The organism is Pseudofrankia inefficax (genome assembly GCF_000166135.1).
GTDB lineage: Bacteria > Actinomycetota > Actinomycetes > Frankiales > Frankiaceae > Pseudofrankia > Pseudofrankia inefficax.
Map to the genome: position 1 here is coordinate 718,139 of NC_014666.1, position 13,890 is coordinate 732,028.

A 13,890-nucleotide genomic window follows, 5' to 3' on the forward strand; every position below is an offset into this window, starting at 1 on the left:
CCATGCTCGGATAGAGGCCGTGGTCGGCTTGGCCAGGCGTCAGGAGGGTGGATCCGATGGGTGACGCGACGGCGGGGAATCCGGGCCGGCCGGGCGGAACGGTGGGTTGGAACGGGTCCTCGAATCTCGCGTGCCGGGTGGACCCGGATGCCGATCCGACGAACCGGGTCGGCCGCGAGCCACCTCGGACCAGGGTCTACCGGGCCGGCAAGCTGGAGGCCGAGGGCTTCCCGGTCGCCCGGGTCAGCGACTATCTGGAGGAGCCCGACACCGTCGTCTGGCTCGACCTGTGCGCGCCGCGACCGGACGAGCTGCACGTCATCAGCGAGGAGCTGAACCTCTCGTCGCTGGCGGTCGAGGATGCCGTCAGCCCGCGTGAGCGCCCGAAGCTGGACCGGTACGACAGCCATCTGTTCCTGAACGCCTACTCGGTGAGCTTCGACCGGGACAGCGGCGAGGTGGCCACGCACGAGGTCGCCGCGTTCATCACGCAAAAGGCGCTGGTGACCGTGCGCCAGGACGAGGGCTTCGACGTCGACGGCCTGCTCGCGCACTGGGGCGAGGTCGGCCAGGAACTCGGCCAGTACGGCGTCAGCTACCTGGTGCACGGGCTGCTCGACTTCATCGTCGACCAGCATTTCGCCGCCGTGCAGAGCCTCGACACGGAGATCGAGACGCTGGAGGACCTGCTGTTCGACGACGCGCCGCACGACGGCGCCGTCCAGCGGCGCAGCTACGAACTGCGCAAGAGCCTGGTGCTGCTGCGCCGGGTGGTCCTCCCGATGCGCGAGGTCGTCAACACGATCATGCGTCGGGACCTGCATCTGGTCAGCCCCGAGATCGCGCCCTACTACCAGGACGTCTACGACCACGTGCTGCGCGCCACGGAGTGGACCGAGAGCCTGCGGGACCTGGTCACCACGATCCTGGAGACGAACCTGACCATCCAGGGCAACCGGATGAACCTCATCATGAAACGGCTGAGCGCCTGGGCCGCGGTTATTGCCGTGCCCACCGCGATCACCGGTTTCTACGGCCAGAACGTTCCCTATCCGGGCTTCGGCAAGGAATGGGGCTTCGCCGTCAGCGTCGGCGTCCTTCTCGGCTGCGCTGGCTTTCTCTACGTCGCCTTCAAACGCCGCGACTGGTTGTAGCCTCACCACGGATTTTCGATGCTCCAGGCCCCGGGCGAACGTCACGGGAACTTCGGATGACGTCTCGGCTCGAACCGGCCATCGGGCCCGCCCGGCCGCCTAGATTTCGCCGGTGCGACGAAGGTGGATGCTTGTCGTAGGCGGTGTGGTGGTCATCGCCGCCGTGGGCGTGACGCTGGGACTGACCCTCGGCCGGGGCGGCTCGGGCGCGTCCGCGGAGCAGCCGGTGAGGTCGCCGCGGATCTCGATCGGGCTGAGCGGCTGCGGGACGGGCTGGACGAAGCCGGCCGCCGGCCAGCAGGACTTCCTGCTCGTCAACACCGACCTGCGCAACGGCGACGCCCAGCTCATCGACCCGGCCAGCGGCGCCGTCTACGCCGAGGTGGAGCCGCTGGGCTCCGGCGCCAGCGCGCACCTGCGGATCATGCTCGGTCATGGCAGCTATGCGTTCCGCTGCGTGATGGAGGACGACACCGCGATCACCGGGCCGACCGTGACGATCGGTGGCACGCTGCGGACCCCCGTCGCGCCGGTGCTTCCGGTCACCCGGAACGATCTGGTCCCGGTCGCCAGGGCCTACGAGACGTACGTCAACAACGCGCTACCGGGGCTGATCGGCCTGACTCGGACGCTGAGCGCCGACATCGGGCGCGGTGACCTGGCCGCCGCCCGACGGGACTGGCTCCCGGCCCACCTCGCCTATGAGCGGCTGGGCGCTGCCTACGGCGCCTTCGACACCGCGGACTCGGCGATCAACGGCCGTCCCGACGGGCTGCCCGACGGGCTCCAGGACTCGGGCTTCACCGGGTTCCACCGCCTCGAGTACGGGCTGTGGCATGGCGAGAGCGCCGCGAGCCTCGGTCCGGCCGCGGACGCCCTCGTCACGGCCGAGACCGACCTCCAGTCCGCGTTCCCGCAGGCCCAGATCGACCCGCTCGACATCGCGATCCGGGCCCACGAGATCACGGAGAACACCCTTCAGTTCACGCTGACCGGGCACGACGACCTCGGCAGCGGCTCCGAGCTCGCGACCGCGCGGGCGAACCTGGACGGCACGCGAACGGTCCTGGGACTACTCCGGCCCCTGCTGACGAGCCGTTACCCGGCCCTTCCCGCACTGGACCCGCTGATCGCCACCACCGACCGGGACCTCGCCGCGTTCCAGCATCCGGACGGCACCTACCCGGCGTTGGCGGACCTGAGCGTCCCCGACCGAGAACGGGTCGACAGCGACTTCAGCGAGCTGAGCGAGCAGCTCGCCCCGATCGCGTCGATCTGCGAGCCAAGGCGGACACAGTGAGTGACCTGACCGGCGACGGTACGGCGGGCGTGGACGGCGGCGGCGCCCGCGGGTGGGGGTCCCCGGAGCGGGGCCGCCGGCTGGACCGGCGTTCCCTGCTGCGCGGCTCGGCGCTGGCCGCCGCCGCCGCGACCGCGGGTGGCGGCGCCACGGCGGCGGCCGGCACCGCGGTGGCGCAGGCGCCCGCCGCCGCCGTCCCGACCGGCGCGACGGTCCGGCCGGCCCGGTTCGTGGCGTTCCACGGAACCCACCAGGCCGGCATTCTCCTGCCCGCGCAGGCCTACTCGGTCACCGCCGCCTTCGACGTGACGGCCCGCTCCAGGGGCGAGCTCACCGACCTGCTGCGCGCGTTGACCGACCGGACCCGGTTGCTCGCCACCGGCGGAGTCCCGCCGAACGACGGGATCTCCGCGCCGCCGGCCGACTCCGGCGTGCTGGGCCCGACCCTCACCGGCACCGGCCTGACCGTCACGGTCGGCGTCGGGGCGTCCCTGTTCGACGGACGGTTCGGGCTCGGCCCGGCCCGCCCGCGCCGGCTGACGACGATGCCGACGTTCCCGAACGACAGCCTGGACCGCGCCCAGTGCGACGGTGATCTGGTCGTGCAGATCTGCGCCGACGCCCCTGACTCCCCGCTGCACGCGATACGTGACCTCACCCGGCACACCAGGGGCGGCATGCAGGCCCGCTGGCGGGTCGACGGCTTCCTGTCGCCGCCGCGCCCGGACGGCGCGCCGCGCAACCTGATGGGCTTCAAGGACGGCACGGCGAACCCCGCGGTGGCCACGCCGGCCGTCGCCGACCGGCTGCTGTGGGCGGCCCGGGACGAGCCGGCCTGGGCCACGGGTGGCAGCTACCTGGTCGTCCGGCTGATCCGGATGCTGGTCGAGTTCTGGGACCGGGTGACGATCTCCGAGCAGGAGCGCATGATCGGCCGCCGCCGCGACTCGGGCGCGCCGCTGTCGGGCACCGTCGAGGCGGACACGCCCAGCTACTCCGACGACGCGACCGGCGGGAAGATCCCGCTGGACGCTCATATCCGGCTGGCGAACCCGCGCACCCCCGAGACCGCGGCGAGCGTCCCGCTGCGGCGCGGCTACAACTACGACCGCGGTCTGGACAGCAACGGCAACCTGGACATGGGCCTGGTCTTCACCGCCTTCCAGCAGGATCTGGAGCGGCAGTTCGCGGCGGTGCAGGGGCGGCTGGCCGACGAGCCGCTGACGGACTACATCGTGCCGTTCGGGGGCGGGTACTTCTTCGCGCTGCCCGGCGTGCGGGACGGCGCCGACTGGTTCGGCCGGGCACTGCTCGCCTGAATCGGCGGCGGCCGGAAAGCGGTAACGGACACACTGGTCCGACCAACCCCGGAGCCTCTACTCCTTTGTAGATTAAAAGCGGATCCGTTGTAACTAATGTAAACCTGACCTAATGGTCACGGTATTGGTGCCGTTCACGGTTACTGGACGGAAAGCGTTCGCTTTCTCGTTGGTTGGCTGGCGCCGTCAGGCCGTCTGAGAGGACGACGCTGCCTCGCTGGGCACTTCGGCGGCCGGCCTTGTCGCCGTCCGATGGAGGTGATCCGAGGGGCCCTGACGAGAGGAGAAATGCGTGACCCTCAGTACGCGCCTGCGGCGTGGCGGCATCGCTGCCGCCGCCGCGGTCGCAACGGCGGCAGGCATCGCGATCTTCCAGATGCAGCCGTCCTCGGCGACCCAGCCAGTGGACCGGTCGGCATCCACCACCACGCCGATCAAGCACGTGGTTGTGATCTTCGACGAGAACGTCTCCTACGACCACTATTTCGGGACGTACCCGTTCGCGACGAACACCGACGGCACGAAGTTCACCCCGCGGCCGTTCAGCCCGTACGACAACAACCTGCTGTTCAGCGGGGCGCTGTTCAAGAACCCGAACACCTACTCCCCGGCCCGGCTGACCTCGGCGCAGGCGCTGACCTGCGACCAGAACCACGGCTACGGCGCCGAGCAGAAGGCTGTCGACGGCGGGAAGATGGACCTGTTCCCGCAGAGCGTCAGCGTCGACACCTGCAGCGGGAACCTGTACGGCACGCCGGGCCTCGCGATGGACTACTACGACGGGAACACCGTCACCGGGCTGTGGAACTACGCCCAGTACTTCGCGATGAGTGACAACTCGTGGGACACCACGTTCGGCCCGTCCACCCCGGGCGCGCTGAACCTCATCTCGGGCCAGACCCACGGCGTGACCTCGCACGACCCGAAGACGGGCGCGCAGACGGCAACCCCGGACGCCTACACGGTCCTCTCGCCGAACGCGAGCGGCGTCGGCACCGTCATCAACGACCCTGACCCGTTGTATGACGACTGCGCCGACAAGAACCACACGGCGACGAACGCGCTCGCCTCGATGTCGGGCAAGAACGTCGGTGACCTGCTGAACGCCAAGGGCGTGACGTGGGGCTGGTTCCAGGGCGGCTTCAAGCCGACCACCGCCTACGCGGGTTCCGGCACCTACGCGGTCTGCGGCGCCACCCACACCAACATCGGTGGCAACAGCTCGGTGGACTACAGCCCGCACCACTCGCCGTTCGAGTACTACGCCTCGACCTCGAACCCGCACCACCTGCCGCCGACGTCCGTCGCCGAGATCGGCCACACCGACCAGGCGAACCACAACTACGACCTCACCGACTTCGACGCGGCGCTGTCGGCGAACAACCTGCCGGCGGTCAGCTTCCTGAAGGCGGCGGAGTACCAGGACGGGCACGCCGGCTACTCGGACCCGGCCGACGAGCAGACCTTCCTGACCTCCACGATCAACAAGATCCAGCAGTCCAAGGACTGGAGCTCGACCGCCGTCGTCATCGCGTACGACGACTCGGACGGCTGGTACGACCACGTCGCGCCGACGATCCTGAACGGCTCGACCGACGCGGCCAGCGACTCCGCGGTCTGCGCGACCGCGAAGGCCAAGGCCGCGGGCGGCTACCTCGACCGGTGCGGTCCCAGCCAGCGGCTCCCGCTGCTGGTGATCTCGCCGTACTCGAAGGCGAACTACGTCGACCACGGCTACACCGACCAGACCTCGGCCCTGACCTTCATCGAGAACAACTGGTCGCTCGGCCGGCTCGGAGACGCGTCGTTCGACACCCGGACGTCCGGCCTGGGCAGCTTCTTCAACTTCGGCGCGCGACCGTCGCGTCAGCTGCTGCTCAACGCCAACGGATCGGTCAAGTCCGTCCACCTCTGAGATCCACCCGGACGGCCGGGCCAGCTGACTCTGGTGGTCCGGGCCGGTGAAAGTGCCTGACAAGCGTCCCCCGAGCCTCGCTCGGGGGACGCTTCGTCGGTTGATCGGGCCGGTTCAGTTGCCGGCCTCGGCGACCCGGATCTCGTGGTTGGCCTTGACCACCCCGCGCGGGTCGACGCCCGCCCGGACGGCCCGCAGCCGGGCGTAGGCGTCCGCGGGGAACAGCTCGGCCGCGTCGACGGCCGTCTCGACGAAGTTGAGGTACTGGCCGCTGGCCAGCTCCGCCAGCGACTCCTTCGCGGCCGCGAGCGCCCGGTGCACCGGCGGGACGCTCTCGGGCACCGGGGTCATGCCGACGCCGAAGAAGATGTAGGAACCGGGCATCCGGGACAGCGCCCCGCTCCCGGGCCGGACCCGGTCCAGCTCGCCGCCCAGGTGGCGGATCTCGGCGCTGACCAGCGGGGAGCCGGAGCCCGGCCCGGTGGCGGCGACGAACCGGTCGACGGCCTCGGGGGTGAGGTCGGCCAGCACCTGGCTCTCGCCCTGGTAGGGCGAGGGGGTCGGCGGGTCCATGTGCAGTTCGGCGATGCCCGCGGGCGCGACCATGGCGAACGTGTCCAGGACCGGGCCCAGCGCGCGCAGCGGCTCGATCAGCCGCGCGCCGGCCTCCTCGTCGCCGAGGAAGACGCCCTCGACCAGCACGAAGGACTTGCCGCGCAACGGCTCCGGGATCTCCTCGAACGGCGGGAACTGCAGGATGCGGCCGACGGAGGTCATCTCGTCCGGCACGGTCCTGGTCCAGCGCTCCCAGGCGTGCAGCACCTCGGACGACCGCTCCCACGGGAAGAACAGCACTCCGGCGTAGACCTCGGCGACCGGGTAGAGCACGAACTCGATCGCGGTGACGACGCCGAAGTTGCCGCCACCGCCGCGCAGCGCCCAGAAGAGCTCCGGCTCGACGTCCGGGTCGACCCAGCGCGGCTCCGCGCCCGGCGTCACGACCTGGATTCCGGTGACGCTGTTGCACGCGAGGCCCAGCGCGCGGGCGTACCAGCCGAGGCCGCCGCCGAGGGTGTAGCCGACGACGCTGACGTCAGGGGTCGAGCCGTGCAGCGCGGCCAGGCCCAGCTCGGAGGCCCGCGGGACGACGTCCGCCCACTTCGCGCCGGCCCCGACCAGGGCGCGGCGGCGGCTTGCGTCGATGCGGACCTCTCGCAGAGCGTCGGTGCGCAGCAGGATCGTCCGGTCGAGCGAGCCGAGTGGTGCGGCGTTGTGGCCGGTCCGCTGCGGGGCGACGCGCAGCCCGGACAGGTCGGCGAAGCGCAGCACGGCCGCGACGTCGGCCGCGTCGGCCGGGATGGCGATCAGCCGGGGCCGCTGGTCGATGACGAGGTTGAAGGCGCCGCGCGCCGCGTCCCAGCCGGGGTCCCCGGGCTCGAGGACGACGCCGCGGACCGCGGCCCGCAACGCGGCCACCTCGGGCTCGCCGGTCAGGGTGAGGCCGGCGAACAGCTCGGCGTCGGAATCGGAGACGGTGCTCGACATCGTGCACATCCTTGGGGTCCGCGGGTTCTGCTGTGAACCTCGTGCCTCATTGGTACGCGGACGTTCTGTTCTTTTCCAGAAATGACGTGGACCGGACACCGAAGACGCCTACGGCTGGCGGAAAGCTGACAGAAAGCGCCCCTGACGTGCGGCTCGACCGTGATATTCGGTGGCGGCCAGACAAACGATCCGAGGCGTGGATGGGTGTCACCCGAATCGTGCGGGGAGTTTTCAGGAAGGGCTCCCACCGTATTTCCATGAAGGGGATGGTGGGGCTACTACGAATGTCGCGGTGGTGGTGGCGAGAAGACGTCGCGGCGGCGTGTTCCGGGTCACTCGTTTCGGGGCCGCCCCGCGCCGCCGGAGTTGCGCGAGTCGCGTCGCCAGTCCATGCGGCGGCGGTCTGTCGGCTGCTGTACAGGCGCGGCGTTGGCGGAGCGTAGCGATCAAAGGGCGGTCTGGCACCCGACTTGTGGTGATCCACACACCCGGTCGTATTGGGTGGATTGTCGGGAAGTAGACTTGCCGCGATCGACGTACATAATTGGGGCCTTTGGTCCGAATGTGATCGAGTGTCATGGTCGGCGGTCTCGTCGTGGGGGCGCTGGGCCGCTACCTCCTGGGAGACACGCGGTGGGACTCGGACTGGCCGCTCGCCCGCTCAGCACGGCCTTCAATCGGTCTGGTAACAGCCTGAACATGATTCGGCTGTTACTGGCCGCGACCGTGGTCATCTCGCACAGCCGGACGATCGCCGGCCACGGCGACGGCATCAGCATCGGGCACGGCGAGATCGCGAAGTTCGCGGTCGACGCGTTTTTCGTGATCAGCGGTTTCCTCATCACCGGCAGCCGGCTCGGTCTTCCGACCGGCCGGTACCTGTGGAACCGGATACTCCGGATCTTTCCCGCGTTCTGGGCGGCACTGCTCGGCACCGCGTTCCTCGCCGCGCCCATCGCCTGGTACCACGACCACAACTCGCTCGGCGGCCTCTTCACCGACGCGCACGGCCCGGTCCAGTACGTGCTGCGCAACTGCCTGCTCGACATCGGGTTCTGGGATGTCGCGGGCACGCCGGCGCACGTCCCGTTCCCGGCCGTCTGGGACGGCTCGATCTGGACGCTGCGCTGGGAGGTCGCCTGCTACCTCGGTATCGCCGCGCTGGGAGCGGTCGGGCTGCTCGCCCGGCGTGGAGTCGTGCTCGGCATCTTCGGCGTGATGTGGGCGGCATACGCGTTCCACGACGTCGCGCCGTCGGTCGCGGGAGGTGCCTTCGCGCACCAGCAGACGGTGACCCGGTTCGCGCTGCTGTTCCTGTCCGGCACACTTATGTGCCTCTTCCAGGACAAGATCCCGTTCTCGGACGCACTCGGCGCCCTCGCGCTGGTGGAGGTGGCCGTCGCCTACGTGGCCCTCGACCACGCCTACATCTGGGCCGGTCCGCCGCTGGCGTACGCGTGCCTGTGGGTGGCGACCCGGGTGCCGATGCCCAAGCTGCTGCGCAACGACTTCTCCTACGGTCTGTATATCTTCACGATGCCGGTGCAGCAGCTCCTCGCTGTGTTCGGGCTGGCCAAGGGAAGTCTCACGGTCTACACCGTCCTCAGCCTGTCTGGCGGCCTCGCGCTCGCGGCCCTCAGCTGGTTCGGCCTGGAGAAACGTGTCTTGAAGCTGAAGAACTTCACCCCTGGTTTCCTGAAGGACAAGGGTGCGGCCGCCGGCGCCCACCGGCGGCTGCGGCGTCCGCCCGGCATGCGCGCGTCCACGATGGTCATCCCGATGCCCGAGGAGATCCGGTCGGCCATGACCGGGTCCGGCCGAGCCGAGCCGAGCCGGCGTGGCGCCAGCCGGCCGGCCCAGGCGCCGGCGCCGGCCCAGGCCGAGTCGGGCAGGTCCCGGTCTCGGCGTCGGTCGGGATCGGACCGGCCGGTGCCGCCGGCGCCCCCGCCCCCGCCAGGGCGCGTCGATGAAACGATGCTGCTGCTCCCGGCAAGCGGAGTGGAGGAGACCATGCGGCTCCCCCCGCAGCCGTCGGTCGACGACACGGTGCGACTCCGCCGCGGCCGCCAGCGCTGACCGCGGTTGTCGCACGGCCAACATCGCGCCATGGCCGGGTCGGGGGAGGCTCTTTCGGGGTGCTACAGGCGGGGGTCTACGGCCTCGGACTCCAGGGCGAGGATGGCGAAGACGCATTCGTGCACGCGCCAGAGGGGCTCGCCGGCGGCCGCCCGCTCCAGCGCCTCCAGCCCGAGCGCGAACTCGCGGAAGGCCAACGAGCGCTTGCGGCCCAGGCCGCGCACGCGTAGCCGGTCCAGGTTCTCGGGCCTGGTGTAGTCGGGGCCGTAGATGATCCGCAGGTACTCCCGGCCGCGGACCTTGATGCCCGGCAGGGCCAGGCCGCGTGAGCCCCGGGCCAGGCCGGCGGCCGGCTTGACGACCATGCCCTCGCCGCCGGCCCGGGGGTCGGTCAGGTCCTCCCACCAGGTGACGGCCGCGGCCACCGACGCCGGGTCGCTCGCGCGCACCGCGTACCTGCGGGTGGTGACGACCAGCTCCGGGTCGGCGGCGACGAGACGGTCGGCGAGGGCCAGCTGCCAGCTGTGCGGGTGATCCACCTGGGTGGCGCCGGCACCGCTGGCCGGGCCGGCGGCCAGGAGCTGGAACGGGGCGATCTTCAGCCCGTCGAGGCCGTCGACCGGCCAGCAGTACCGGCGATAGGCGTGCGTGAACGCGACCGCGTTGTCCAGCCGGTCGCGCGTCTTGGCCAGCAGGTCGGCCACGTCGATGCCGCGTTCGGCCGTGGCCGCGAGCGCCGCGACCGCCGCCGGCAGCGCGCCGCGGGCGGCCGCTCCGGCCGCCGCGTACTGGCGGGAGATCAGCTCGGTGGCCTTGGCGGACCAGGGCATGATCTCGGCGTCGAGCACCAGCCAGCCGGCGTCGAGCTGCTCCCAGAGCCCGGCCACCGTCGCCGCCGCGCGCAGCCGGGCCAGTACCTGCTCGGTGAGCTCCGGGGCGAAGAACGGCCGGCCGGTCCGGGTGACGATCGCGCCCGTGGTGCCGTCGCCCGCGCCGAACCGGGCCGTCGCGACCCCCTGGTCCCGGCAGACGACGACCGCCGCCCGGGAGCCCATGTGCTTCTCCTCGCAGAGAAGATCGTCGACCCCGTCGGCGCGGTAGGTCTCGAAGGCCTCGAGCGGGTGTTCCAGATAGCCGGGCAGCGACGAGGTCGGCGGCGGGCTCATCGTCGGCGGGAGGTAGACCAGCCAGCGCGGGTCCACCGCGAACCGGCTCATGACCTCCAGCGCCGCCAGCGCGTTCTCCGGCTGGACCTGGACCCGGCCGCCGTGCCGTGTCTCGACGATCCGCCGCCCCAGCACGTCGGTGATGTCGAGCAGGTCGTCCGCACGGTGCCCGGCGGGCCGCGCCGCGGCGGGAAGCGCCGGGCCGAGGGGAGCGAGCAGCGCCTCGGCCGAGGCCGGGTCGACATCCACCGACGGCGCGGCCTCGCTCAACCCTGGGGAGTCCGTGGGCGGTGGCTGGTCGGCCAGCGGGCGGGCCGGCTCGAAGTAGACGCGGGCAGCCGGGAGGGAGACCAGCTCGCGCTCGGGGTAGCGCAGGGCGGTGAGCGCGCCGCCGAAGACGCAGCCGGTGTCGAGACAGAGGGTGTTGTTGATCCACTCTGGCTCGGGCACCGGGGTGTGGCCGTAGAGCACGGTCGCCTTGCCCCGGTACTCGTTGGCCCACGGATATCGCACCGGCAGGCCGTAGGCGTCGGTCTCGCCGGTGGTGTCGCCGTACAGGGCGAACGAGCGCACCCGAGCGGACGCCCGGCCGTGGTAGACCTCCTTCAGCCCGGCGTGGGCGACGACCAGCCGGCCCCCGTCCAGGACGTAGTGCGCGATCAGCCCGTCGCAGAACTCGGTGGCCTGCGCGCGGAACTCGGCGCTCTGCGCCCCGAGCTGCTCGAGTGACTCGGCGAGGCCGTGCCCGATCGTCACCTTCTTGCCGGCCAGGGCCCGGACCAGCTTGTCCTCGTGGTTGCCCCGGACGGCGAACGCGGTCCCGTCGGCGACCATGCCCATCGCCAGGCGCAGCACGCCGGGGGTGTCCGGCCCGCGGTCGACCAGGTCGCCGACGTAGATCACCCGTCGGCCCTCGGGGTGGCTCGCGCCGACCGGCCGGCCGGCGTCGTCGCGGCTCAGCTCGTAGCCGAGCTTGACGAGCAGCCCCTCCAGCTCGGCGCGGCAGCCGTGGACGTCGCCGATCACGTCGAACGGCCCGGTCTCGTGGCGCAGGTCGGTGAACAGCCGGGTGTAGCTGATCGTCGCGGCGGCGACCTCGGCCTCGGAGCGCAGCACGTGGACCCGCCGGAAGCCCTCCCGGGCGAGGCCCTTCATCGACCGGCGCAGCTCGGAGCGCTGGCGGCGGATGACCGCCGCCCCGAAGTCGCGGTCCGGCCGGGCGGAGTTGCGCGCGAGGCACACCTGCTCGGGCAGGTCGAGCACGATCGCCACCGGCAGCACGTCGTGCCGCCTGGCCAGCTCGACCAGCGGCTGGCGGGCGCGGGACTGGACGTTGGTCGCGTCGACGACGGTGAGCCGGCCGGCCGCGAGCCGCTTGCCGGCGATGTAGTGCAGCACCTCGAAGGCGTCGCCGGTCGCGGCCTGGTCGTTCTCGTCGTCCGCGACCAGGCCGCGGCAGAAGTCGGACGAGAGCACCTGGGTCGGCGCGAAATGGGTCCGGGCGAAGGTCGACTTCCCCGACCCCGAGACGCCGACGAGGACGACCAGGCAGGTCTCGGGGATGTCCAGCGCCACCGGCGTTGCCGGCTCGGGTCCTTCGGTCATCTTTTCGGGCTCTTCCAGGGTCATGTGGGCCTCACGCGACCCGTTCGAGGACCGCGAGCTGGGTGGGGGTGCCGAGCGCGGGATCGGCGGTCCCGATGCCGCCCAGGCGGGCGGTGTAGGGGTAGCGGGTGAGAAGGTCCTCGACCCAGGCGGCGAACTCGGCCCGGGTCCACTCGAACCGGTGGTCGCGGTGGCGTGGCGCGCCCGGAGCGAGACCCTCGTAGCGGACGTTGAACTCGACGTTGGGCGTCGTGATCACCACGAGCCGGGGGCGGGCCTCGCCGAGCACGGCCGCGGCCAGGGCCGGGAGCCTCGGCGGGTCGACGTGCTCGATCACCTCGCAGAGCACGGCGGCGTCGAGGCCGGCGATCCGCGCGTCCCGGTAGGTCAGCGAGCTGGCGACCAGCCGCAGCCGGGCCTGGACTCGCTCGGGCATCCGGTCGATCCGCAGCCGGCGCGCGGCCGTCTCCAGCGCGCGGTGCGAGACGTCGACCGCGACGACCTCCGTGAACCGCGCGTCCGCGAGCAGCTCGCCGACCAGCTTCCCGTCGCCGCAGCCCAGGTCGGCGACCCGGCGGGCGTCGGCCGCCCGCAGAACGTCCATGATCGCTCGCCTGCGCTGGACGGCCAACGACGGCGGCCGGGACGGCTCCGGCGTCTCGGCCGCGCGCTCGGCGACGGGCGACGCCGCCTCGGCCGGAGCGTCCGGGCCGGGCTCTGGCGCGGCCTGGTCGCCGGTGGCCGCGGCCCCTGGCGCCGCCGGGTCGTCGGGCGTGAGGTCGGCGTCCGGATCCTGGTCGACCGCGACCAGTCCTGGTTCGAAGCCGGCCGAGACCGCGTCGACCGGGACGTCCTCGACGGTGCCGAGCTGGGCGAGCGCGGCCGAGGCCAGGCCGGCTCGGTGAGCGAGGTAGCGACGGGCGATGAGGTGGCGTTCGGGGTGGCCGGGCAGCCAGCTCGCGCCCTCACGCACCAGCTTGTCGATCTCGTCGCGCCCGACGTAGTAGTGCTTCCCGTCGTCGAGCACGGGCAGCAGCACGTAGAGCTGGGTGAGCGCGTCGGCGAGCCGGACGGTGCCGGTGAACGTCACGTCGTGGTGCGGGGCGTCGCCCCACTCGGGAAAGGCCGGGTCGAGCGGCGCCGTGACGGCGTCGACCCGCCAGCCGAGCGGGGCGAACAGCCGCTCGGCCAGCGCGGCGCCGCCCCGCCGGCAGGGCAGCGCCGGGACCCGGATCTCCAGGGGCAGTGGCGTTGCCGCGAGCTCCGGCCGGGACTTGCAGATGCCGGCCATGGCGGTCGAGAACACCGCGGCCATCGCGACCGCGAGCAGGCTGGACGCGGCATAGGGCCGGTCGTCGACGTACTGGGCCGCCGTGGTGGCCCGGCTGTTGCCCTTGCCGCGGACCAGGCCGACCGGGTCGACGTCGAGCAGGAGCGCCGCCGTGCAGCGGGCCGCGGTGGCCTCCGGGTAGAAGACGTACGCGCCGCCCGCGGCCGTGTCGAACCGCTGGGCCCGGTCCGGATGCTTGTGCAGCAGGAAACCAAGATCGGTCGCGGGAGCCGCCGTTACCGGGTGCCCGGTTGCTGAGGGACCGCCGGATGGGGGCCCTGTTGCCGCGGGCGCGGTCGTGGTCAGGGTCAGCAGCATGGCCGGTATTCTGCCCGACCGGGATGGCCGATGTCACGTCGTTTTTCCGCTTTCTCGCGGGTCCGCGAAACGGGCGCCTCGGCGGTTCATTGGTTAATCGCCATTACGGCCTGAAGCCGGCCGCGAGGCCGGAAGGGCCCACGTCACAGGCTCGTCAACGGG

8 protein-coding genes are annotated in these 13,890 nt (G+C 71.7%); 5 read left to right on the forward strand and 3 right to left on the reverse strand.

Annotated elements, in window-relative coordinates; all coding sequences use genetic code 11:
* The first annotated feature begins 56 nt into the window (after nucleotides 1-56).
* The 4 genes from FRAEUI1C_RS02865 (at nucleotide 57) to FRAEUI1C_RS02880 (ending at nucleotide 5,688) form a co-directional block, all read left to right on the forward strand.
* Entirely contained in the window at nucleotides 57-1,154 is a 1,098-nt protein-coding gene (locus FRAEUI1C_RS02865; RefSeq protein ID WP_013421775.1) for a magnesium transporter CorA family protein, read from the forward strand.
* A gap of 127 nt (nucleotides 1,155-1,281) precedes the next feature.
* A complete protein-coding gene (locus FRAEUI1C_RS02870) occupies nucleotides 1,282-2,454 on the forward strand; it encodes an EfeM/EfeO family lipoprotein (protein WP_063747968.1) in 1,173 nt (390 codons plus the stop codon).
* Nucleotides 2,451-3,773, forward strand: a complete 1,323-nt coding sequence (gene efeB / locus FRAEUI1C_RS02875; protein ID WP_013421777.1) for an iron uptake transporter deferrochelatase/peroxidase subunit — start codon at nucleotides 2,451-2,453, stop codon at nucleotides 3,771-3,773. The genes FRAEUI1C_RS02870 and efeB overlap by 4 nt, the downstream gene beginning before the upstream one ends.
* Before the next feature lie 292 nt (nucleotides 3,774-4,065).
* Nucleotides 4,066-5,688, forward strand: coding sequence for a phospholipase C (locus tag FRAEUI1C_RS02880; protein ID WP_013421778.1), 1,623 nt, complete (start codon nucleotides 4,066-4,068; stop codon nucleotides 5,686-5,688).
* A 114-nt stretch (nucleotides 5,689-5,802) separates the two neighbouring features.
* Here FRAEUI1C_RS02880 and FRAEUI1C_RS02885 read toward each other — a convergent pair whose 3' ends face one another.
* A complete protein-coding gene (locus FRAEUI1C_RS02885) occupies nucleotides 5,803-7,233 on the reverse strand; it encodes an FAD-binding oxidoreductase (RefSeq protein ID WP_013421779.1) in 1,431 nt (476 codons plus the stop codon).
* A 699-nt stretch (nucleotides 7,234-7,932) separates the two neighbouring features.
* Between FRAEUI1C_RS02885 and FRAEUI1C_RS02890 the strand changes: the two genes are divergently transcribed.
* The gene (locus tag FRAEUI1C_RS02890; RefSeq protein ID WP_049806806.1) at nucleotides 7,933-9,309 is read left to right on the forward strand and encodes an acyltransferase family protein; all 1,377 of its coding nucleotides are present in this window, start codon (nucleotides 7,933-7,935) and stop codon (nucleotides 9,307-9,309) included.
* A 62-nt stretch (nucleotides 9,310-9,371) separates the two neighbouring features.
* Here FRAEUI1C_RS02890 and FRAEUI1C_RS02895 read toward each other — a convergent pair whose 3' ends face one another.
* Together FRAEUI1C_RS02895 and FRAEUI1C_RS02900 are read right to left on the reverse strand one after the other, a co-directional pair.
* Nucleotides 9,372-12,080, reverse strand: coding sequence for a polynucleotide kinase-phosphatase (locus tag FRAEUI1C_RS02895; RefSeq protein WP_198318698.1), 2,709 nt, complete (start codon nucleotides 12,078-12,080; stop codon nucleotides 9,372-9,374).
* Between the two features lie 31 nt (nucleotides 12,081-12,111).
* Nucleotides 12,112-13,728, reverse strand: coding sequence for a 3' terminal RNA ribose 2'-O-methyltransferase Hen1 (locus FRAEUI1C_RS02900; RefSeq protein ID WP_013421782.1), 1,617 nt, complete (start codon nucleotides 13,726-13,728; stop codon nucleotides 12,112-12,114).
* Nucleotides 13,729-13,890: the final 162 nt, after the last annotated feature.